Origin of the sequence: Thioalkalivibrio sp. AKL8, assembly GCF_000380525.1 — a bacterium.
In the GTDB taxonomy this organism is placed as follows: Bacteria; Pseudomonadota; Gammaproteobacteria; order Ectothiorhodospirales; family Ectothiorhodospiraceae; genus Thioalkalivibrio; species Thioalkalivibrio versutus.
On the sequence record NZ_AQYF01000005.1, the window covers coordinates 39,872 to 59,410 of the forward strand.

Here is a 19,539-nt window from a genome sequence, read left to right on the forward strand (position 1 = left end):
TGGCCGCCGAAAGCCACTTGGATCAGGTGCGGTGCGGCTACTCGCGAGCGGACGCCGGCGAGGTGTCTGGTCGGCCGGGCTGGGGCATACGGTCGGGGTTGGCCCAGCGCATCAGGGCGAAGGCGAGCAGGATGGTGGGGATGCCGATCAGGGCGGAGCTGGCGAAGAACCAGACCCAGCCGATGTGTTCGGCCAGCACGCCGGTGAAGCCGGCGAGGAATTGCCCCGGCAGGGTCATGATGGAGCTGAACAGGGCGTACTGGGTGGCGGTGTAGGCGCTGTTGGTCAGACTGGAGAGATAGGCGATGAACACCGAAATCGCCATACCACCCGATAGATTGTCGGCCATGATCGCGAACACCAGCCCATAGGTCTCGGGCCCGAGCGTCGCCAGCCAGGAGAAGGTGAGGTTGGTCAGCGGCGCCAGGATCGCGGTCGCGATCAGCATGCGCATGATGCCGAAGCGCACCACCAGCAATCCGCCCAGGGCCGCACCGGTCAGGGTCATGGCCAGGCCGAAGGCGGCCGCAATATTGGCGATCTCTTCCTTGGTGAATCCGATGTCCAGATAGAACGGGTTGGCCATCACCCCCATGAAGATGTCGCTGATGCGAAAGACCGCGATAAACGCGATAACAACGAGGGCGATGCGGCCGAAACGCTGCCAGAACTCGACAAAGGGGCAGACCACCGCGCCGATGACCCAGGCCTTGAGGTCCCGCCACCAGCCGGTATCCGAGGTGTTGTTGAGGTAATGGACCACGCGATCCTCGAGCCGGGCCGTGGCGGCATCGCGTTTCGCGACCTCGGGCTCGCGCACGATCAACGTGCAGACGACACCTACCAGCATCAGCGCGGCCATGGCGGCATAGGACAGGCTCCAGCTACCGACGGCGGCGATGTGCAGCGCCCCGGCCCCCGCGGTCAGCAGTGCGACGCGATAACCGAACACGTAGGCCGCCGCCATGGCGCCCTGGCGCTCCTGGCTGACGGCCTCGATGCGATAGGCGTCGATGGCGATGTCCTGGGTGGCGGCGCCAAAGGCGGTGAGCACGGCCAGGACCGCAACCAGCCAGAGCTGTTCGACCGGGTCGGTCAAGGCGATGCCGACCAGCCCGAGGATGATCACGGCCTGGGCGAACAGCATCCACGCACGGCGGCGCCCGAATATCCGGGTCAGGAGCGGCAGGGCCAGGCGGTCGACCACCGGCGCCCAGAACACCTTGATGCTGTAGGCCATGCCGACCCAGGACAGGAAGCCGATGGAGGCCAGCTCCACCCCGAGATCGCGCAGCCAGGCGGTGAAGGTGCCGCCGGTCAGCAGCAACGGCAGCCCCGCGGCGAAGCCGAGGAACAGCATCCCGATGACCCGTGGGTGGCGGTAGACCGCCAGGGCCGCGCGCCAGTCGCGGCTCGCGGGACGCTGCGCTTCAGCGACTCCGGTCATGCGCCGACGTTACCGAATGCGAGGAACATGCCCCGATCAGGGCTGGTAGTCATAGTCGATCCAGAACGGCGCGTGGTCGGAGAAGCGATCGTCGGTATGGATGTACGGGTCATGCGCGGTGGCCGCGATGCCCGGCGTGGCGATCTGATAGTCGATGCGCCAGCCCACGTTCTTGGCCCAGGCCTGGCCGCGGTTGGACCACCAGGTGTACTGCTCCGGGCGTTCGTCCAGCCGGCGGAACACGTCCACCATGCCAATCTCGTCGAACAGGTGGTCCAGCCAGGCCCGCTCTTCCGGCAGGAAGCCCGAATTCTTTCGGTTGGACTTGTAGTTGGTCAGGTCAATCTCGCGGTGGGCGATGTTCCAGTCGCCGCAGATGACCCATTCGCGCCCGTCCTGCATGCGCTCGGTCAGCCAGGGCCGGAAGAACTCCAGGAAACGCCACTTGGAATCCTGGCGATGGTCGCCGGAGGAACCCGAGGGCAGGTACAGCGAGACCACCGACAGGTTGCCGAAGCGCATCTCGGCATAGCGGCCCTCGTTGTCGGCCTCCTCGAAGCCGATGCGGGTCACGACCTCGTCCGGCTGGCGGCGGCTGTACAGGGCCACACCGCTGTAGCCGGGCTTCACCGCATCGACATAGACACTGTGGTAACCGGGTGGATGGAAGGGCTCGCCCTGGATCTGATGAATCTGGGCCTTGGTCTCCTGGATGCAGACCACGTCGGCCTCGGTCCCCGGGAGCCAGTCGAAAAAACCCTTGCGGGCGGCGGCACGGATGCCGTTGGCGTTCATCGAGAGTATGCGCATGGCGGGGAACGATACCGGCGCGCGCACGCGCAGGAAAGGGCCTGGCTGCGGAATCCGCGTGTCCCTGTGTCAGAATACGGCGTTTTACGACCGGAGCACCCCGATGACCGCCCACGCCTTCCTGGAATACGCCCTGCAACGCGACGTCCTGCGCTTTGGCGAGTTCACGCTGAAGTCCGGGCGAACCAGTCCGTACTTCTTCAACGCGGGCCTGTTCAACCGCGGCTCCGACCTGGCCCGCCTGGGCGAGTTCTACGCCCGTGCGATCGTGGACTCCGGCATCGAATTCGACCTGGTGTTCGGCCCCGCCTACAAGGGCATCCCGCTGGCGGCGGCGGTCACCGAAGCGCTGTTCCGCGACCACGGCATGGACCGCCCCTGGGCCTTCAACCGCAAGGAGGCGAAGGACCACGGCGAGGGCGGGAACATCGTCGGTGCGCCGCTGCAGGGCCGGGTGCTGATCGTGGACGACGTGATCACCGCCGGCACCGCCATCCGCGAATCGGTGGACCTGATCCGCGCAGCCGGGGCGACGCCAGTGGGCGTGGCGATCGCCCTGGACCGCGAGGAGCGCGGCCGCGGCGAGCGCTCGGCGATCCAGGAGGTCGAAGCCGACCTGGGCCTGCAGGTCATCCGCGTCGCGCGGCTGACCGATCTCGTGACCATGCTGGAGGATACGGGCCGCGCGCCCGAACACCTGGAGGCCCTGCGCGCGTACCGCGCCGAGTACGGCGTTTAGGGGGCGCGTACCGCGGCATCGCCCCCCGTCATTGCGAGGAGCGAAGCGACGAAGCACAAAAGCAGCGAAGCTGCGTTGAACGGCCGCAGGCCGGCCCGCAGGGCGATCGAAGCGAGCAACCTCCCGGAGCTGGCAGGGGCCGGGCCGGGATCGGGCGGTTCCGGACGGGGGTTGCTTCGTCGGCTACGCCTCCTCGCAATGACGGGGGCAGGGGTTTACGCGGGGTGGCGGCATGTGCGCCGATCGGCGCTACAGCAGTTCGGTATCGTCGTGCGAGTAGGCCGGGGAGCAGCTGCAGAGGATGTGCAGCGGCTCCGTGCCAGTATTGAGGATGTTGTGCGGCGTGCCGGGATGGATACAGACGGTGTCACCCACAGCCACCGGGAAGGTTTCCTCACCCAGACGCATCTCGCCCTGCCCGCGGGTCACGTGATAGATCTCCTCGGTGCGGGCATGGCGATGCAGGCGCGTGACGGCACCCGGCTCGACCACCGCCTCGGCCAGGCTCTGGGCCGCATTGCCGTGCACGTCAGGGTGCATCAGCTCGCGGATCTCGGAGCCGTCCTTCGTATCGTAGGCCGGTGTGTCGCTGTAGCGTGTGTGCATGGCGCGCTCCCTCAGGCCGAGGCCGGCACTTCCTCGAACAGGAGGCTGCGCCCGCCCATTGCAGAGGGCTTGGGCACGCCCATCAGCTCCAGCACGGTCGGGGCCACATCGGCCAGGCCGCCGCCGGTGCGCAGACGCCAGCGCTGCGAGTCGGTAATCATGCACATCACCGGATAGATGGTGTGCTGGGTGTGCGGGGCCCCGGTCACCGGATCCACGTATTCGTCGCAGTTGCCATGGTCCGCGGTGACGATCGCCGAATACTCGAGCCTCTTCGCCGCATCCAGCACCCGCCCGACCTCACGATCCAGGACCTGGACGGCCTCGATCAGGGCCTCGCGCTTGGCCGTATGACCCACCATGTCGCCATTGGCGAAGTTGACCAGGACGAACCCGTAGCGCCCGCTCTCCATCGCCTGGATGGTCTGGTCGGCGACCTCGGCCGCGCTCATCTCCGGCTGCTCGTCGTAGGTATCCACCGACGGCGAGGGGACCATCACGCGCTGTTCGCCGGCGTAGGGCTCTTCCTTGCCGCCGTTGAAAAAGAACGTCACGTGGGCGTACTTCTCGGTCTCCGCACAGTGGAACTGCGGGATGCCGGCGGAGGCGATGGTGCTGCCCAGAGTCGTCGACGGGCGTTCCGGCGGGAACGCGATCGGCGACAGGAAGCGCGGGTCGTACTCGGTCAGGCAGGTCTCGGAGACCGGGTGAAAGTCACCGCGGTCGAAGCCGTCGAAGTCGTCCATGCCCAGGGCCGCGGTCAGCTGACGCGGACGGTCATTACGGAAATTGAACAGCACGCAGACCGCCTCCTGTCCCAGCGGCTCGCCACCGTTGATGATGCGCGGGTTGATGAACTCGTCGTCCTCGCCCGCCGCATAGGCCGCCTCGATCGCCTCGCGCGCGGAACCGGCGGCCTCCCCCTCGGCGTAGGCCATCGCGCGGAAGGCCTTTTCCGTGCGCTTCCAGCGCTTGTCACGGTCCATCGCGTAGTAACGCCCGCACACGGTGGCGATGGCGCCGCCAGCGTTCGCCAGCTCTTCCTCCAGCGGATCGAGGTAGTGGAGCGCGGAACGGGGTGCGGTATCGCGGCCGTCGGTGATCATGTGCACCATCGGGCGCGCGCCCTCGCGCTGGCAGATCTCCACCAGGGCGCGCAGGTGGCGGATATGCGAGTGCACGCCACCATCGGACACCAGACCGATCAGATGCAGCGGCTGGTCCTTCGCGGCCGCGGCGCGCGCAGCACTGACCAGGGCGTCGTTCTCGTAGAAGCTGCCATCGGTGATCGAGTCGTCGATACGCACCAGGTCCTGGTTGATCACGGTGCCCGCACCCAGGGTCAGATGCCCGACCTCGGAGTTGCCCATCTGCCCATCCGGCAGCCCGACGGCGCGACCACAGGCGTCCAGTGTCGTGTGGGTATGAGTGGAGAGGTACTCGTCGAGGCGCGGCGTATCGGCCTCGGCGTAGGCATTGTTCAGCTTGGACGGGTTCACGCCCACCCCGTCCATGATGATCAGCAGGACAGGGCGGCGGGGGGTGGGACGCGGGTGTGCCATCGCGGGATCATTACCTGGGTCAATGGGTTACCCGGGTATTTTAGCAACTTCCGATGCTTGGCGGGGGCGCAGGCCTGCACAAATACGGCCGCCGGCGCGGTGACTCAACGATCGCGCGCCGTATCGCCATCCTCCTGCGATGCGTCCGCGTCGGGCTGGCCGTCGTCAGCTGGGCCCTCGCCACCCTGGCTCTCGTCCGCCACGGGCGCCGGCTCGGCGGGGGCGTCAGTGGCGAGTGTGCTCGCGGACTCGCGCTGGCGACGCAGTTCGGCCTGTTCTTCCTCGATGCGGTCGAGCTCGGCGTCCATCTCGTCGTCGGTCAACGGCGTGTACCCGGTGCGCGCGGCGGCGCTCGCGCCCCCGCCGGCGGATGCGGCCGCCGTGGACGAAGTGGCCCGCGTGGTGCCGGACGCCTTGCCCGAACCGCCGGGGCCACCGCGCGGCGTACCACCGCCGCCACCCGGTCCATCGTCGTCCGGACCATCATCGGCGTCGGCCGCATCGTCACCGCCCGCAGTCGCACGGCGTTGCGCCTTCTTGCGCTCCATGATGCGCGACAGGATCAGGCCAATCTCGAACAACAGCCACATCGGTAGCGCCAGCAGGGTCTGCGAGATGATGTCCGGCGGGGTCAGCACCATGCCGACCAGAAACACGCCGACAATCACATAGGGGCGCTTCTGCGACAGCTTGGCCGGGGTCGTGGCCCCCATGGAGACCAGCAGGATCGTTGCCACCGGCACCTCGAAGGCAATGCCGAAGGCGATGAACAGCATGATGACGAACGACAGATAGCGCGAGATATCGGTCATCACGGCCACGCCCTCGGGCGCCGTGGCCGTGAAGAACGCGAAAATGAGCGGGAAGACCACGAAGTAGGCGAACGCCATCCCCAGATAGAACAGCGCGGTGGACGACGCCACCAGCGGCAGCGCCATGCTCTTTTCGTGCGAGTAAAGTCCGGGCGCCACGAAGGACCAGACCTGATACAGCAGGTAGGGGATGCTGAGCACCACCGCCAGCAGCAGGGTCAGCTTGAACGGGATCAGGAACGGCGCGGCCACGTCGATCGCGATCATGCTGGTGCCTTCCGGCAGGTGCTGCATCAGCGGGCCGGCCAACCAGGTGTAGATCGGGTTGGCGAACGGGAACAGGATCAGGAACATCACCAGGATGGCAATGAACATCCTGAGGATGCGGTCGCGCAGCTCGATCAGGTGCGTGAGCAGGGTCTCGGTCGCTTCCGGACTCGGCTCGACCCCCGGTTTGGTCTTGCTCATGAGTGCTTGTCAGGGGTCTGGTCGTTGTGGGTGGTATCCGCTTCGGGATCAGAGGCCTCGCCCCCCCGTGACTCGGCAGGGTCCGGGGTACGCCGTTCGCGCACCGCCGGTTTCGTCCGCTCCGGACGCGGGCCATCGGAGGCGCGCGCCTTTTGCTCGGCGGCCAGCGCCGGGTCGTCGGTCATCAAGTTGCCATCCAGATCGCCCTGGGTGGGCACACGCCGAACCTCGGGCGCATCCGCGTCGTCGGCTGCCTCCGGCGCACCCGTGTCCGAAGCACGCGCCGACGCATCCGGGCTGCGCATGGATGGCTTGTCCCGCACCGCGGGCTTGGCCTTGTTCTCGGCCAGGGCCTTTTGCTCCTTGCCGGAGAGATCCTTGCGGGTCTTCGGCTTGCCCTCGATATCTTCGCGCAGGTCCCGCTCGGTATCCTCGATATCCTCGCGCAGACTGGTCTCGGTCTCGTCCATCATGTTCTTGAGCTGGCGGATCTCGCGATCCTGGCTCTTCAGCATGTTGCGCAGTTCGTCGGTCTGCAGCTCCTGCTCGAAGTCCGATCGCACGCTATGGACGAAACGCCGGGTCTTGCCGACCCAGCGCCCGATCTCGCGCGCAAGCCCGGGCAGACGCTCCGGCCCCACGACCAGAAGCGCCACCAGCACGATGATGATGATTTCCCAGAAGCCGATGTCGAACATGGGCTATCGCTCGAGCCTGGCCGCCGCGCAGGGCGCGAGGCTCAGGACTTCTTGTCCGATTGCGAGGCGTCGGAATCCTTTTCGCTGCTCTTCTTCACCTCGGCGTCGACCACCCGGCCTTCGCTGTCGGTCTGGTTCTCGACCTCGCGCGGCTCTTCGTCTTCTTCGCCTTCCTTCTTCTCGGCGTCGGGATCCTTGACCGCCTGGCGGAAGTTTTTCATCGCCGAGCCGATATCCCCACCCATGTTGCGCAGCTTCTTCGTGCCGAACAGCAGCACGACGATGAGCAGGACGATGAGGAGCTGCCAAATGCTGATACCACCAATACCCATGGACTCTGTTCTCCAGTCATACAACTTTGGGGTTAGCCTGAACGGCGCCAGGCCCATAATCAACTCTGGGGCACACCGGCCACTGTGGGCGTTCGTGCTGGAGTCGCTGTTTCTTCGCGGACAGGGCGCGGTGATTGCAGTGTAGCCGCGCCACATGAACGAACGCTTTACGGCCGGCGACTAAATGCGGCCCCCGGGGAAAGACCGATCAATGTACACGCTACGAATGGTCGGACCGGCGACCACTGGTTTCGCGCGCGGCCTTCTCGGCAACGCCCGACAGACCGAAACGCCGGCCCAGTTCATCGAGGACATCGTCCGGGTGCCGTCCGCGGGCCGCGAGCACCACCAGGGCATGAAACCACAGGTCGGCCATTTCCGACACCAGGGCGTCGGTGTCGTCGTTCTTGGCGGCAATCAGCGTCTCCGCCGATTCCTCGCCCAGTTTCTTGAGCATCTCGTCCAGCCCGCGCGCGTGAAGCTTCGCCACGTAGGACTGCTCCGGGTCGGCCTGGCGACGCTGCTCGATCACCTCGGCGAGCGCGGAAAGCACCTCGGCACCACCCGGACGAGCGGGAGTCGAATCGGTCATTGCGCGGCCACCTCGGCATCGTTCGGCCGCACCGGGACACCGGCCGCCGCCATTGCGTCCTTGGCCTCGCCCACCGTGTGCTGACCAAAGTGAAAGATACTGGCCGCCAGCACGGCATCGGCATGGCCCTCGGTCACGCCCTCCACCAGGTGCTGCAGCTCACCGACCCCGCCCGAAGCAATCACCGGCACGCCGACCGCATCGCTGACCGCGCGGGTCAGGGGCAGGTCGAAGCCGATACGGGTGCCGTCACGATCCATGCTCGTCAGCAGGATCTCGCCGGCCCCCAGGGACTCCATGCGCTGCGCCCACTCGACCACGTCCAGCCCGGTCTCGCGGCGGCCTCCGTGGGTAAAGACCTCCCAGCGCGGTGGTTCATTCCCCGTGCTGACCTGCTTGGCGTCGATCGCGACCACGATGCACTGGCTGCCGACCCAGTCGGCGGCCTCGCGCACCAGCTCGGGCCGGTGCACCGCGGCGGTGTTGATGGAGACCTTGTCGGCCCCGGCGTTCAGCAGGCGGCGGATGTCTTCGACCGCGCGCACGCCACCACCCACAGTCAGCGGGATGAACACCTCGCGCGCGACGGCCTCGACCACGTGCACGATGGTCTCGCGGTCGTCGCTGGAGGCGGTGATGTCGAGGAAGGTGATCTCGTCCGCACCCTGGGTGTTGTAGCGCCGGGCGATCTCCACCGGGTCCCCGGCATCGCGGATGCCGACGAAGTTGACACCCTTGACCACCCGGCCGGCGTCGACATCCAGACAGGGAATGATGCGCTTGGCGAGCATCTCAGGTTGCGAGGGCCTTGCGGGCCTCCTCCAGGGTGAAGGCGCCGTCGTACAAGGCCCGGCCGACGATGGCGCCGGTAATGCCCTCGTCCTCGCGGGCTGCGAGGTTGCGTAGGTCGTCCAGCGAGCTGATGCCGCCGGAGGCGATCACCGGCACGCGCACGTTGCTCGCCAGGCGCGCGGTAGCCTCCACGTTGGGGCCCTTCATCATCCCGTCGCGGGCGATGTCGGTGTAGACGAAGGCCACCACGCCGTCCGCCTCGAAGTGCTGGGCCAGGTCGATCACGTCGTGGTGCGACAGCTTGGACCAGCCATCCACCGCCAGCTTGCCGTCCTTGGCATCCAGCCCGACGATGATACGGCCGGGGAATTCCAGACACAGGTCGTTCACGAAGTGCGGCGCGCTGACCGCGCGGGTACCGATGATCACGTATTCGACCCCGGCATCCAGATAGGCCTGAACCGTGTCCTCGTCGCGCACGCCACCGCCGATCTGGATCGGCAGGTCGGGGAAGGCCTTGGCAATCGCGTGCACCGCCTTGGCATTGCGCGGCTGACCGGCAAAGGCGCCGTCGAGATCAACGATATGCAACCGCTCGGCCCCGGCATCGACCCAGCGCTTCGCCATCTCCACCGGGTCCTCGCCGAACACGGTGGAATCGTCCATGTTCCCCTGGCGCAGGCGAACGCACTTGCCTTCCTTCAGATCGATTGCGGGAATGACCAGCATCTTCGACTCCTCACGACGCCCCGGGACCGTCACCGTCCCAGCGCAGAAAGTTATGCAGCAGACGCAGCCCGCAGGCGGCGCTCTTCTCCGGATGGCACTGCATGGTGAACAACGAGCCCCGCGCCAGTGCCGAGGCAAAGGTCTCGCCATAATCGGTGCGCCCGGCGACATCGGCCTCGCGCTCGGGCTGCACCCGGTAACTATGGACGAAATAAAACCACGGGGTCTCCGGCAGGCCGTGCCACAGGGGATGCTCCTGCGCCGGCAGCACGCGGTTCCAGCCCATGTGCGGGATCTTCAGGCGCCGGCCATCCGGGCCCTGCATGGCGGGAAAGCGCGCGACCCGGCCCGGCAGGATGCCCAGCAGGTCGACGCCGCCGCTCTCCTCGCTGGCGTCCATCAGGATCTGCTGGCCCAAGCAGAGGCCCAGGAACGGGCGGTCGGCCGCCAGCTCCGGCAGCAGCCGGTCGAGCCCGCGATTCGACAGCGCCTGCATGGCGTCCCCGGCCGCGCCCTGGCCGGGAAACACCAACCGGTCGGCCTCGCGCAAGGTCTCGGGGTCGTCGGTCAGCAGTACGCGCTGGTCGCCCGCGGCCTCGTGCTCCAGTGCACGCACGACCGAGTGCAGATTCCCCATGCCGTAATCGATGACGGCAACAGTTTCCATGGCCGGGTCTCGTCCGTTGGTCCGTTACAGACTGCCCTTGGTGGACGGCGTGATCCCCGCGGAGCGCGGATCGAACTCCGCCGCCACACGCAGGGCGCGCCCGAAGGCCTTGAAGATGGTCTCGGCGACATGATGCGCGTTGTCGCCACGCAGGCAGTCGATGTGCAGGGTCATCCAGCTGTGGTTGACCAGGCCCTGGAAGAACTCGTGGAACAAGTCCACATCAAATTCGCCGATGTGCGAACGGCGGAAATCCGCGTGCATCTCCAGCCCCGGACGCCCGGAGAAGTCGATGACCACCCGTGAAAGGGCCTCGTCCAGCGGGACATAGGCATGGCCATAGCGGCGGATACCCTTCTTGTCCCCCAGGGCCTTGGCCAGCGCCTGCCCCAGGGTGATCCCGACGTCCTCCACCGTGTGATGGGCATCGATATGCAGATCGCCCTCGGCGCGCACGTCGAGATCCACCAGGCCGTGACGGGCCACCTGGTCCAGCATGTGGTCGAGGAACGGGATGCCGGTCTCAAGATGGCTTTGGCCGGTGCCGTCGAGGTTCAACTCGACGGCGATCCGGGTCTCCAGGGTGTCGCGGCGGACAGATGCAGTACGTTCAGTCATGTTCCGGTTCGGGCACGGTAAAAGGTCAGTGTAGCAAGGCTGGCCGTCGCCCGGTATGACACAGGGAAACACGGGCCTATTCACGCTAGGGAAACACTGATCAATGTACACACTCGCGTTGGCACCCCAGGTTTTCCGAGACAAGGCGCGCCGTGCAACGGGTAGGGTTCTACCCGCAAGCGGTGCAACGCAGGATCGGGGAACCTGGGGTGCCAACCCCACAAGCCATTGAAAGCAGGGGCTCGGCCGCTTTTGCGCGCGCACAGCGTTACGGCTCCCTTGTGCAGAATGACTGCACGGCAGTCACCGCGCCTTGTTCGCACGCAAAAGCGACTCGAGCGCGAGCGTGCACATTAATCAGTGTTTCCCTAGAGCAGCGTCGGGGCGGACAGCGGCCTCACCCCCGCCACTACATGCCGGAGGTCAGCTTCGGCCCCACCAATAACGCCTCGGGCACCACCGCCTGGATCGCCCCCGGCACTTCAGTGCAAAGCCCTGGCCGCGCGGTCAACGAGACCCACAGGGTGTTCAGCTTCAGGTTCAGCTCGACGAACGCGATATCGTCCCCATAGCTGTTCAGCACGCGCTCGATGGCGCGCGCCCGGGCATGGAGTTCGGAGCGCGGACGCTGGCGCAGCCCGGGGATCAGCATCATGAAGTCCGCCAGCCGGCGGCCTGCGGCGTCGCGCCGGGGCAGGCGTTGCCACAGGGGCTGGTGGGGCTCGAGGAGCAGCGCCGGGCGCAGGGCCGGATCGGCTTCACGGGGCGCGGGGATATCCGGGGACATGGCGGTGCGCTCGGCATGGACCTGTCTGGAGTGTAGTCCACGCCAGAGAGACGCTGACCACAGAAACCCGATGACCGGACACAAAAAAGCCGGGGACCAGCCCCGGCTTCTTCAAAGAGAGTGGGAACCCTCTTTTTACCGCACTTCGACGTCGGTCGAGTCGGATTCACCCTTGTTGTCCGTCCAGGAGACGGTCACGGTGTCACCGGCGGCGCCGTCGATCTCGCACTGCAGGAACGGGTTGCGGGAGACGGTGTAGTTCCAGTTGGCGGTAATGGCGGTGTCGCCATTGCGCGCAATTTCCACGGTTTCGATGAAGTGCGGGCCACCGTCGTCGTCGGGGACGAGCATGTCGTGGCTCATCAGCGCACGGATGTTGATAACGCCGTTGCTTTCTTGGGCGCGAACTCGGATAGACATATCTTAAACCTCCAGTAGTGTTCGGATCAGCGGTTGGGGGTCGGCGTTAGCCGCCGCAGCCACCGACCGTGACCTTCACTTCTTGAACCGTCTTGTACCAGGTGTCGCCGGACTTCACGGCGGCGATCACGTTGGAGGACTCGCCCATGCGGATACGGCCAGAGATGTTCGCATGCGCGCCATCGGCCAGCACGTAATGTGCGACCAGCGGCAGGTTGTTCAGCTCGACGAACACGGCCATTTCGGTCACGTTGTCCAGGCTGGATTCGACCGACACCGGAACCACGGCGCCGTTCTCGGCGATTTCCGGGGCGCTCAGGGTGACGTCGCCATCGGCAATGTCGCTGGAGCCGGTGACGGCTTCAAAGGCGGCTTCGAGGCCTTCGGCGCCGAAGGCCTCGGACGGCCAGGCGGCGAGCAGCTTGCTCGGGGCGAGCAGACCGGCCCCGACGGCGACACCGACAGTACCGGCGGCGAGAGTGCCTTTCAGGAAGACACGGCGCTTGGTGCTAATCATGGATGATCTCCTCTCATCTTGTGGGTCAGATCCGGATTATCCGGGACGTCTTGGCGGCGAACCGCGGTGACGCCTGTTGCTTTGGACGGCGAGCGGCAGGTCTCTATTCCCTGCGGATCGGGCTCCGCCCCCTGACCAGCTTCAGTGGTCTTTTGCTGGTCTCGCAGATGCATCGTCCCAAACCTGGCTGAATCATTGATGAACGAATCATCGCCGTTCACGATCGGGTAAATTTCGTCGGACAGATACCGCAGCATCTATCGCTAGCACCTGAAGCCAGGGGCGTATCAATGGCACACTATCGCCTCTTGATGCAACGAACCCCGGATCCGACCATGTTCTCCTGCAAGGCCCAGTGGCTCCTGATTGCCGTGATCGTCGTGCTCGGCACGATGCAGATGCTCTCCGCCTGTGGTCAGAAGGGCGATCTCTATCTGCCCGATGACGACGAAACCGAGGAGCGGCGCTGAATGGACTACTTCGATTACCACCGCGGCACCCTGTTCTGCGAAGGCGTAGCAATGGACCGCCTTGCAGAGCTGGTCGGCACCCCCGCGTACGTGTATTCCCGCGCCACGCTGGAGCGCCACTTCCGCGCGTTCAGCGAGGCCCTCATCGGCACCCCGCACCAGGTCTGCTTCGCCGTGAAGGCGAACTCCGCGCTGGGCGTACTGAATGTGCTGGCGCGCATGGGCGCCGGTTTCGACATCGTCTCCGGCGGCGAACTGGAGCGCGTGCTGCGCGCCGGGGGCGATCCGGCGAAGGTCGTGTTCTCCGGGGTCGGCAAGACCGCCGCCGAGATGCGCCGGGCCCTGGAGGTCGGCATCCACTGTTTCAATGTCGAATCCGCCCCGGAGCTGGACCGGCTGGAGGCCGTCGCCATGGAGATGGGTGTCCTGGCCCCGGTGTCGATCCGGGTAAACCCGGACGTCGACGCCGAGACCCATCCCTATATCGCCACCGGGCTGCGCGAGAACAAGTTCGGCGTCGCCATCGAGGAGGCACCGGCGCTGTATGCCCGGGTGCGCGACAGCCAGCACCTGGAAGCAACCGGCGTCGACTTCCACATCGGCTCGCAGCTGACCCGCATCGACCCATTCACCGACGCGCTCAAGCGCGTACTGGCACTGGTCGACGAACTGGCCGCAGACGGCGTCGAGCTGGAACATATCGATGTCGGCGGCGGGCTGGGCGTGCGCTACCGCGACGAGACCCCACCGGAACCGGATGCCTGGGCCAGCGCCCTGCGCGAGGTCCTGGGCGATCGCCCGCTGAAGGTCCTGCTGGAACCGGGGCGCGCGATCGCCGCGAATGCCGGCGTGTTCCTGACCCGGGTGGAATACCTGAAACACACCGAGGCCCATGACTTCGCGATCGTCGACGGCGCGATGAACGACCTGCTGCGCCCGGCCCTGTACGGCGCCTGGCAGGAAATCGTCCCGGTGGTACCGCGCAGCGACACCGAGACCCGCACCTACGACATCGTCGGCCCGGTCTGCGAGACCGGCGACTTCCTCGGCCGCGAACGCGAGCTGGCGCTGGCCGCCGGCGACCTGCTCGCGGTGCGCTCGGCCGGCGCCTACGGCTACGTGATGTCCGGCAACTACAACTCGCGCCCGCGCCCGCCGGAGGTAATGGTCGACGGCGACCACTTCCAGATCATCAACCGCCGCGAGCAGGTCGATCACCTGATGATGCGCGAAAGCATGCTGCCCCGGGATCCGGAGGACCAGGACCCGTCAGGGAGCATCGAGCCGTGATCCCGCGGCGCCCGGAGCCGGAGTTGATGCTGGAGCCGGAGCAGGCCCGTGCCTACGCCGAGGCCGACTTTGCCGCCCCGCACGAGGGTTTCGTCGACGCCTTCGCCGAGGCCTTTCCCGGGCCCGTGACCGGGCCGGTGCTGGACCTGGGCTGCGGCCCGGGCGATGTCTCGCTGCGCTTCGCCACGCGCTACCCCGACTGCGAGGTCGACGGCCTCGACGGCGCCCCGGCAATGCTGGCGGCCGGCGACGCGCTGATGGCCGGGCACCCAGCCGCGGACCGGGTGCATCTGGCCGAAGGCTGCCTGCCAGAGGCGCGCGGACCGCGCGCGCCATATGCCACGATCATCAGCAACTCCCTGCTGCATCACCTGCATGACCCGGCCGCTCTGTGGCAAACCATTGCGCGTGACGGCGCGCCCGGCGCGGCGGTGTTCATCATGGACCTGCGACGGCCGGATACGACCGAGACGGTCCGGGCCCTGGTCGCGGAGTACGCCGCCGACGCGCCGCCGGTGCTGCGCCACGACTTCGAGCACTCCCTGCATGCCGCCTTCACGCCCGACGAGGTACGCGAACAGCTGGCAGCGGCCGGGATCGAGGGCTTCACGGTGACCATCACCTCGGATCGCCACATGACCATTGTCGGCCACCTGCCGGAGACCGCCTGATGCGCCTGGACTTCACCAAGATGCACGGCCTGGGCAATGACTTCGTGGTCATCGACGGCATACGTCAGAACGTGCGGCTCGACGAGCCAACGCTGCGTCACCTGGCCGATCGCCACTTCGGCATCGGCTGCGATCAGATCCTGCTGGTGGAGCCACCGGGCGATCCGGCGCAGGCGCTGTTCCGCTACCGCATCTTCAATGCCGATGGCTCCGAGGTGGAGCAGTGCGGCAACGGCGCGCGCTGCTTCGCCCGCTTCGTCCGCGAGCAGGGCCTGACCGAGGCCCGCGAGATCCCGGTCGAGACCCTCGGCGGGCGCATCGTGCTGCATGTCGAGGACGACGAGCAGGTGCGCGTGGATATGGGGCGGCCGGAGTTCGCACCGGCGCGCATCCCGCTGCTCGCCGAGGCCGAGGCCGATGCCTACACGCTGGATGTGCAGGGCCACTCGATCACCCTGGGCGCGGTCTCCATGGGCAACCCGCATGCGGTGATCCTGGTCGACGACGTGGCCAGCGCACCGGTCCACGAGATCGGCCCGATCATCGAACGCCACGCAAGCTTCCCGCGCCGCGTCAATGTCGGGTTCGCCGCACTGCGCGACCGCGGACATGTCGACCTGCGGGTGTTCGAACGCGGGGTCGGCGAGACACTCGCCTGTGGCAGCGGCGCGGCCGCCGCGATGGCCGTATTGCGACGCCGCGGACTGGTCGACGACAACCTCGAAGTGACCCTGCCGGGCGGGACCCTTGTGCTAAGCTGGACCGGACAGGCCGAGGCTCCGGTTTGGCTGACCGGGCCGGCCACCACGGTATTCAACGGCTGGATCGATCTATGACTGGGCAGCAATCCTCCAACGCCTCTGCGGCAAAAACCAAGACCCCCAAGACCCGGGCTCCGGAAGACCGCACGATCAGCGCGGCCGACGTCGAGGCCTACCTGCGCGAGCATCCCGACTTCTTCCAGGACCACCTGCCGCTGCTGGACATCCTGCGCCTGCCGCACCCGACCGGTGGCGCGGTGTCCCTGCTGGAACGCCAGGTCGCCCTGCTGCGCGAGAAGCACCGCGCCATGGAACAGCACATGGGCGAGCTGGTCGAGCGTGCCCGCGACAACGAGCGCATGGGCCAGCACCTGCACGAACTGGCCAAGACCCTGATGCGCGCCGAGAACCTGGACGCCGTGCTGGCGCTGACCCAGGACGCCCTGCGCAACGAGCTGGGCGCGGAACGCGTCAGCATCCGCCTGGCCCACCGCGAGGTCGACGACCTGCATGCGCTAACCACCAGCGAGCTGGCCACCTTCGACCCGCTGTTCAGCCGCGGCAAGGCCCAATGCGGTCGCGTCCCGGCCGAGATGCTCGACGTGCTGTTCGACGACGCCGAGGAGATCGGTTCGGCCATCCTGATGCCGTTGGGCAATGAATCCGACCATATCGGGGTACTCGGCCTGGCCAGCGAATCCGCGGACCGTTTCGAGCCCGACATGGGCACCTACTTCGTCACCCACATCGGCGACCTGCTGGCCGAATCGATCCGCTGCCATGTCGAGCGGGCCCACGCCGCTGCCTGACGCACCCGAGAAGGATGCGGATATCGCGGCCTTTCTGGCCCATTTGAGCGATATTCGCGGCCATTCGCCGCATACCGTACAGGCCTATCGACGCGACCTGGCCCGCCTGCGCGGGCTGCATAACGGCCCCTGGGATGCCCTCAAGGCAGCCGACATGCGGCGCATCGCCGGACAGCTGGCCCGCCAGGGCCGCCACCCGCGCTCGATCCAGCGCTTCCTGTCCGCCGTGCGCGGCTTCTTCGCCTATCAGGTCGAACAGCGGCGCATGCCGGCCAATCCGGCCGCCGGCATGCGCGGCCCGCGTGCCGGGCGCCCCCTGCCGCGCGATCTCGATGTCGATCAGACCCAGCGGGCACTGACCCCGGCGGAGGGCATCGAGCCGAATCTGGCGGCACGCGACCAGGCGATGCTGGAGCTGCTGTATTCGTCCGGGCTGCGCCTGTCGGAACTGACCGGACTGGATCTGACGGACCTTGACCTGGATTCCGGGCTGGTGCGCGTGCTCGGCAAGGGCCGGCGCGAGCGCAGCGTCCCGGTGGGGCGTGTGGCGCGCGATGCGCTGCGCACCTGGCTGAAATGCCGGGGCGACTGGGCCACAGCAGACGAGCGCGCCGTATTCGTCAGCCGCCGAGGCCAGCGCCTCGGCAACCGCGCGGTGCAACGCCGGGTCGCCGAGGCCGGCCGTCGCGCCGGGCTGGATGTGCGCCTGCACCCGCACCGTCTGCGCCATGCCTTCGCCAGTCACCTGCTGGAGTCGAGTGGCGATCTGCGGGCGATCCAGGAACTTCTCGGCCACGCCAACCTTGAAACCACCCAGATCTATACCCATCTCGACTATCAGCACCTGGCACAGGTGTATGATGCCGCCCATCCGCGGGCCCGCCGGAGGGACTGATTCGGCGACGATCGCACCCACCAGGTGAACGATCCCGGGCCATCGCAACCCAACACCGTGCCCCATGACACTCAGCCGTAACAGGAGAGATCCGTGGAACAGTTTCGCGGCACCACCATCGTATGCGTCCGCAAGGGCGGCGCCGTCACCCTCGGGGGCGACGGCCAGGTTTCCCTTGGCAACACCGTGATGAAGGGCAACGCGCGCAAGGTGCGCCGCGTCTACCATGATCGCATCCTCGCCGGTTTTGCCGGCGGCACCGCCGATGCCTTCACCCTGTTCGAACGCTTCGAAGGGATGCTGGAGAAACACTCCGGCAACATTACCCGCGCCGCCGTCGAGCTGGCCAAGGACTGGCGTACCGACCGCGCCCTGCGCAAGCTGGAGGCATTGCTGGCGGTCTCCGACCGCGAAAACTCCTTCGTGATCTCCGGCAATGGCGACGTGATCGAGCCCGAGCATGCACTGATCGCGATCGGGTCCGGCGGCCCCTACGCCCAGGCCTCCGCCCAGGCCCTGCTGCAGAACACGGATCTGCCAGCCCGCGATATCGTGGAGAAGTCCCTGAACATCGCCGCCGATATCTGCGTGTACACCAATCACAACATCACCCTGGAGAGCCTGGACGCGGAGTAACGCGACCCGGCGCCAAGCGATTCGACCAAGGCCCATTTGCCATGACCGACATGACCCCCCGCGAGATCGTCCAGGAACTGGACCGCTACATCATCGGCCAGGACGACGCCAAGCGCTCCGTCGCCGTTGCCCTGCGCAACCGCTGGCGCCGCCGCCAGCTGCCGCCGGAGCTGCAACCGGAGGTCACACCCAAGAACATCCTGATGATCGGCCCGACCGGCGTGGGCAAGACCGAGATTGCCCGGCGTCTGGCGAAGCTGGCCCACGCCCCGTTCATCAAGATCGAGGCGACCAAGTTCACCGAAGTCGGTTATGTCGGGCGCGATGTCGAGTCGATCATCCGCGATCTTGCCGAGGCCGCGGTGAAGCAGCTGCGCGACGAGGCGATCAAGGAAAACCGCCTGAAGGCCGAGGACGCCGCCGAGGAGCGCATCCTGGATGCCCTGCTGCCAAGCCCGCGCAATGCCGGCTTCACCGAGTCCGAGCCGGACCACGCCAACAGCGAGACCCGCCAGAAGCTGCGCAAGCGCCTGCGCGAGGGGGACATGGACGAACGCGAGATCGACATCGAGGTCTCGCAGAACCCGCAGGGCGTGGAGATCATGACGCCCCCGGGCATGGAAGAGATGGCCAGCCAGCTGCAGTCGATGTTCCAGAATCTCGGCGGGCAGAAGACCCGCTCGCGGCGGCTGAAGATCGCCGAGGCGCGCAAGCTGCTGATCGAGGAAGAGGCCGCGCGCCTGGTCAATGAAGAAGAACTGAAGCTGAAGGCGATCGAACGCGTGGAACAAAGCGGCATCGTGTTCCTCGACGAGATCGACAAGGTCGCCAAGGGCAGCGAGAAGACCGGTGGTGGCGAGGTCTCCCGCGAGGGCGTGCAGCGCGACCTGCTGCCGCTGATCGAGGGCACCACCGTCTCCACCAAGCTGGGCATGGTGCGCACCGACCACATCCTGTTCATCGCCTCCGGCGCCTTCCACCTGTCCAAGCCGTCCGACCTGGTGCCGGAGCTGCAGGGCCGGCTGCCCATCCGTGTGGAGCTGGACGCCCTGTCGGCCGATGCCTTCGTGCGCATCCTGACCGAGCCCACCGCCTCGCTGACCGAGCAGTACACCGCGCTGATGAAGACCGAGGGCGTGGAGCTGCGCTTCGAGGAAGAGGGCGTGCGCCGTCTGGCCGAAATCGCCTTTGACGTGAACGCACGCACCGAGAATATCGGCGCCCGCCGTCTGCATACCGTGCTGGAGCGCCTTCTGCAGGACGTCGCCTACCGCGCCCCGGATGTCGAAGGCCCGGTGATCGTGGATCGCGCCTTCGTCGACGAACGCCTCGGCGACCTGGCGGAAGACGAGGACCTGTCCCGCTACATCCTCTGACGCGACCCGTCCAGCGGGCCGGCCATGCGCGGAGA

At 66.9% G+C, this 19,539-nt stretch carries 25 protein-coding genes; 9 read left to right on the plus strand and 16 right to left on the minus strand.

The window, feature by feature from the left end; translation table 11 throughout:
- Positions 1 to 37: 37 nt before the first annotated feature.
- Both G335_RS0103180 and G335_RS0103185 read right to left on the minus strand, forming a co-directional pair.
- Positions 38 to 1,447, minus strand: a complete 1,410-nt coding sequence (locus G335_RS0103180; RefSeq protein ID WP_018175906.1) for an AmpG family muropeptide MFS transporter — start codon at positions 1,445 to 1,447, stop codon at positions 38 to 40.
- 36 nt (positions 1,448 to 1,483) lie between these two features.
- Positions 1,484 to 2,257, minus strand: a complete 774-nt coding sequence (locus G335_RS0103185; RefSeq protein WP_255346780.1) for an exodeoxyribonuclease III — start codon at positions 2,255 to 2,257, stop codon at positions 1,484 to 1,486.
- A 103-nt stretch (positions 2,258 to 2,360) separates the two neighbouring features.
- On the opposite strand from G335_RS0103185, the gene pyrE reads away from it, so the two are divergent.
- Entirely contained in the window at positions 2,361 to 2,996 is a 636-nt protein-coding gene (gene pyrE / locus G335_RS0103190; RefSeq protein ID WP_018144918.1) for an orotate phosphoribosyltransferase, read from the plus strand.
- Between the two features lie 249 nt (positions 2,997 to 3,245).
- Here the strand turns inward: pyrE and G335_RS0103195 are convergent, their stop codons facing one another.
- The 14 genes from G335_RS0103195 to G335_RS14235 form a co-directional block, all read right to left on the minus strand.
- Positions 3,246 to 3,602, minus strand: coding sequence for a cupin domain-containing protein (locus G335_RS0103195; protein WP_018168770.1), 357 nt, complete (start codon positions 3,600 to 3,602; stop codon positions 3,246 to 3,248).
- 11 nt (positions 3,603 to 3,613) lie between these two features.
- The gene (gpmI, locus tag G335_RS0103200; protein ID WP_018175908.1) at positions 3,614 to 5,164 is read right to left on the minus strand and encodes a 2,3-bisphosphoglycerate-independent phosphoglycerate mutase; all 1,551 of its coding nucleotides are present in this window, start codon (positions 5,162 to 5,164) and stop codon (positions 3,614 to 3,616) included.
- Positions 5,165 to 5,268: 104 nt separating this feature from the next.
- Positions 5,269 to 6,444, minus strand: coding sequence for a twin-arginine translocase subunit TatC (gene tatC, locus G335_RS0103205; RefSeq protein ID WP_018168771.1), 1,176 nt, complete (start codon positions 6,442 to 6,444; stop codon positions 5,269 to 5,271).
- Positions 6,441 to 7,142, minus strand: a complete 702-nt coding sequence (gene tatB / locus G335_RS0103210; RefSeq protein ID WP_018175909.1) for a Sec-independent protein translocase protein TatB — start codon at positions 7,140 to 7,142, stop codon at positions 6,441 to 6,443. The genes tatC and tatB overlap by 4 nt, the downstream gene beginning before the upstream one ends.
- 41 nt (positions 7,143 to 7,183) lie before the next feature.
- Positions 7,184 to 7,474, minus strand: coding sequence for a twin-arginine translocase TatA/TatE family subunit (tatA, locus tag G335_RS0103215; protein ID WP_018144923.1), 291 nt, complete (start codon positions 7,472 to 7,474; stop codon positions 7,184 to 7,186).
- Positions 7,475 to 7,694: 220 nt separating this feature from the next.
- Complete coding sequence (locus G335_RS0103220; protein ID WP_018175910.1) at positions 7,695 to 8,066, minus strand: phosphoribosyl-ATP diphosphatase; 372 nt, start codon at positions 8,064 to 8,066, stop codon at positions 7,695 to 7,697.
- Positions 8,063 to 8,857, minus strand: a complete 795-nt coding sequence (gene hisF / locus G335_RS0103225) for an imidazole glycerol phosphate synthase subunit HisF (protein ID WP_018144925.1) — start codon at positions 8,855 to 8,857, stop codon at positions 8,063 to 8,065. Before hisF ends, G335_RS0103220 begins: the two co-directional genes overlap by 4 nt.
- Position 8,858: 1 nt before the next feature.
- Complete coding sequence (gene hisA, locus G335_RS0103230; RefSeq protein WP_018144926.1) at positions 8,859 to 9,587, minus strand: 1-(5-phosphoribosyl)-5-[(5-phosphoribosylamino)methylideneamino]imidazole-4-carboxamide isomerase; 729 nt, start codon at positions 9,585 to 9,587, stop codon at positions 8,859 to 8,861.
- A gap of 10 nt (positions 9,588 to 9,597) precedes the next feature.
- A complete protein-coding gene (hisH, locus tag G335_RS0103235; RefSeq protein WP_018175911.1) occupies positions 9,598 to 10,254 on the minus strand; it encodes an imidazole glycerol phosphate synthase subunit HisH in 657 nt (218 codons plus the stop codon).
- 24 nt (positions 10,255 to 10,278) lie between these two features.
- Positions 10,279 to 10,872: an imidazoleglycerol-phosphate dehydratase HisB gene (hisB, locus tag G335_RS0103240; protein ID WP_018144928.1), complete on the minus strand. Its 594-nt coding sequence runs from the start codon at positions 10,870 to 10,872 to the stop codon at positions 10,279 to 10,281.
- A 409-nt stretch (positions 10,873 to 11,281) separates the two neighbouring features.
- A complete protein-coding gene (locus tag G335_RS0103245) occupies positions 11,282 to 11,659 on the minus strand; it encodes a hypothetical protein (RefSeq protein WP_018168775.1) in 378 nt (125 codons plus the stop codon).
- A 135-nt stretch (positions 11,660 to 11,794) separates the two neighbouring features.
- Positions 11,795 to 12,079 (minus strand): thiosulfate oxidation carrier complex protein SoxZ, encoded by a 285-nt coding sequence (soxZ, locus tag G335_RS13485; protein ID WP_018168776.1) that lies wholly within the window; start codon positions 12,077 to 12,079, stop codon positions 11,795 to 11,797.
- A 46-nt stretch (positions 12,080 to 12,125) separates the two neighbouring features.
- Positions 12,126 to 12,596: a thiosulfate oxidation carrier protein SoxY gene (soxY, locus tag G335_RS0103255; protein WP_018144931.1), complete on the minus strand. Its 471-nt coding sequence runs from the start codon at positions 12,594 to 12,596 to the stop codon at positions 12,126 to 12,128.
- Positions 12,593 to 12,853, minus strand: coding sequence for a hypothetical protein (locus tag G335_RS14235; protein ID WP_196799401.1), 261 nt, complete (start codon positions 12,851 to 12,853; stop codon positions 12,593 to 12,595). The genes soxY and G335_RS14235 overlap by 4 nt, the downstream gene beginning before the upstream one ends.
- Before the next feature lie 78 nt (positions 12,854 to 12,931).
- Here G335_RS14235 and G335_RS13725 point away from each other — a divergent pair, with 78 nt between their 5' ends.
- From G335_RS13725 to hslU, 8 genes are all read left to right on the plus strand, one after another.
- A complete protein-coding gene (locus G335_RS13725; RefSeq protein ID WP_018144932.1) occupies positions 12,932 to 13,066 on the plus strand; it encodes an LPS translocon maturation chaperone LptM in 135 nt (44 codons plus the stop codon).
- A complete protein-coding gene (gene lysA, locus G335_RS0103265; RefSeq protein ID WP_018175913.1) occupies positions 13,067 to 14,356 on the plus strand; it encodes a diaminopimelate decarboxylase in 1,290 nt (429 codons plus the stop codon).
- A complete protein-coding gene (locus tag G335_RS0103270) occupies positions 14,353 to 15,027 on the plus strand; it encodes a trans-aconitate 2-methyltransferase (protein WP_018168778.1) in 675 nt (224 codons plus the stop codon). The genes lysA and G335_RS0103270 overlap by 4 nt, the downstream gene beginning before the upstream one ends.
- A complete protein-coding gene (gene dapF / locus G335_RS0103275; protein WP_018175914.1) occupies positions 15,027 to 15,863 on the plus strand; it encodes a diaminopimelate epimerase in 837 nt (278 codons plus the stop codon). Before G335_RS0103270 ends, dapF begins: the two co-directional genes overlap by 1 nt.
- Positions 15,860 to 16,597 carry a DUF484 family protein gene (locus G335_RS0103280; RefSeq protein WP_018144936.1) on the plus strand — a complete coding sequence of 246 codons (738 nt, stop codon included), beginning with the start codon at positions 15,860 to 15,862 and terminating at the stop codon, positions 16,595 to 16,597. Before dapF ends, G335_RS0103280 begins: the two co-directional genes overlap by 4 nt.
- The gene (gene xerC, locus G335_RS0103285) at positions 16,569 to 17,492 is read left to right on the plus strand and encodes a tyrosine recombinase XerC (RefSeq protein ID WP_018175915.1); all 924 of its coding nucleotides are present in this window, start codon (positions 16,569 to 16,571) and stop codon (positions 17,490 to 17,492) included. The genes G335_RS0103280 and xerC overlap by 29 nt, the downstream gene beginning before the upstream one ends.
- 93 nt (positions 17,493 to 17,585) lie before the next feature.
- Positions 17,586 to 18,128, plus strand: coding sequence for an ATP-dependent protease subunit HslV (gene hslV, locus G335_RS0103290; protein ID WP_018168781.1), 543 nt, complete (start codon positions 17,586 to 17,588; stop codon positions 18,126 to 18,128).
- Between the two features lie 41 nt (positions 18,129 to 18,169).
- Positions 18,170 to 19,504 carry an ATP-dependent protease ATPase subunit HslU gene (gene hslU, locus G335_RS0103295; protein ID WP_018168782.1) on the plus strand — a complete coding sequence of 445 codons (1,335 nt, stop codon included), beginning with the start codon at positions 18,170 to 18,172 and terminating at the stop codon, positions 19,502 to 19,504.
- Positions 19,505 to 19,539 lie beyond the last annotated feature (35 nt).

Bases quoted from the DNA above. Each gene is read 5' to 3' on its own strand.
- G335_RS0103195 (WP_018168770.1), bottom strand. From the start codon at position 3,602: ATGCACACACGCTACAGCGACACACCGGCCTACGATACGAAGGACGGC.
- hisB (WP_018144928.1), bottom strand. From the start codon at position 10,872: ATGACTGAACGTACTGCATCTGTCCGCCGCGACACCCTGGAGACCCGG.
- xerC (WP_018175915.1), top strand. From the start codon at position 16,569: ATGTCGAGCGGGCCCACGCCGCTGCCTGACGCACCCGAGAAGGATGCG.
- soxZ (WP_018168776.1), bottom strand. From the start codon at position 12,079: ATGTCTATCCGAGTTCGCGCCCAAGAAAGCAACGGCGTTATCAACATC.
- hslU (WP_018168782.1), top strand. From the start codon at position 18,170: ATGACCGACATGACCCCCCGCGAGATCGTCCAGGAACTGGACCGCTAC.
- tatC (WP_018168771.1), bottom strand. From the start codon at position 6,444: ATGAGCAAGACCAAACCGGGGGTCGAGCCGAGTCCGGAAGCGACCGAG.
- lysA (WP_018175913.1), top strand. From the start codon at position 13,067: ATGGACTACTTCGATTACCACCGCGGCACCCTGTTCTGCGAAGGCGTA.
- tatA (WP_018144923.1), bottom strand. From the start codon at position 7,474: ATGGGTATTGGTGGTATCAGCATTTGGCAGCTCCTCATCGTCCTGCTC.
- G335_RS0103245 (WP_018168775.1), bottom strand. From the start codon at position 11,659: ATGTCCCCGGATATCCCCGCGCCCCGTGAAGCCGATCCGGCCCTGCGC.
- G335_RS0103280 (WP_018144936.1), top strand. From the start codon at position 15,860: ATGACTGGGCAGCAATCCTCCAACGCCTCTGCGGCAAAAACCAAGACC.
- soxY (WP_018144931.1), bottom strand. From the start codon at position 12,596: ATGATTAGCACCAAGCGCCGTGTCTTCCTGAAAGGCACTCTCGCCGCC.
- G335_RS13725 (WP_018144932.1), top strand. From the start codon at position 12,932: ATGTTCTCCTGCAAGGCCCAGTGGCTCCTGATTGCCGTGATCGTCGTG.
- G335_RS14235 (WP_196799401.1), bottom strand. From the start codon at position 12,853: ATGCTGCGGTATCTGTCCGACGAAATTTACCCGATCGTGAACGGCGAT.
- hisF (WP_018144925.1), bottom strand. From the start codon at position 8,857: ATGCTCGCCAAGCGCATCATTCCCTGTCTGGATGTCGACGCCGGCCGG.
- G335_RS0103220 (WP_018175910.1), bottom strand. From the start codon at position 8,066: ATGACCGATTCGACTCCCGCTCGTCCGGGTGGTGCCGAGGTGCTTTCC.
- tatB (WP_018175909.1), bottom strand. From the start codon at position 7,142: ATGTTCGACATCGGCTTCTGGGAAATCATCATCATCGTGCTGGTGGCG.
- hisH (WP_018175911.1), bottom strand. From the start codon at position 10,254: ATGGAAACTGTTGCCGTCATCGATTACGGCATGGGGAATCTGCACTCG.
- G335_RS0103180 (WP_018175906.1), bottom strand. From the start codon at position 1,447: ATGACCGGAGTCGCTGAAGCGCAGCGTCCCGCGAGCCGCGACTGGCGC.
- gpmI (WP_018175908.1), bottom strand. From the start codon at position 5,164: ATGGCACACCCGCGTCCCACCCCCCGCCGCCCTGTCCTGCTGATCATC.
- G335_RS0103185 (WP_255346780.1), bottom strand. From the start codon at position 2,257: ATGCGCATACTCTCGATGAACGCCAACGGCATCCGTGCCGCCGCCCGC.
- dapF (WP_018175914.1), top strand. From the start codon at position 15,027: ATGCGCCTGGACTTCACCAAGATGCACGGCCTGGGCAATGACTTCGTG.
- pyrE (WP_018144918.1), top strand. From the start codon at position 2,361: ATGACCGCCCACGCCTTCCTGGAATACGCCCTGCAACGCGACGTCCTG.
- hisA (WP_018144926.1), bottom strand. From the start codon at position 9,587: ATGCTGGTCATTCCCGCAATCGATCTGAAGGAAGGCAAGTGCGTTCGC.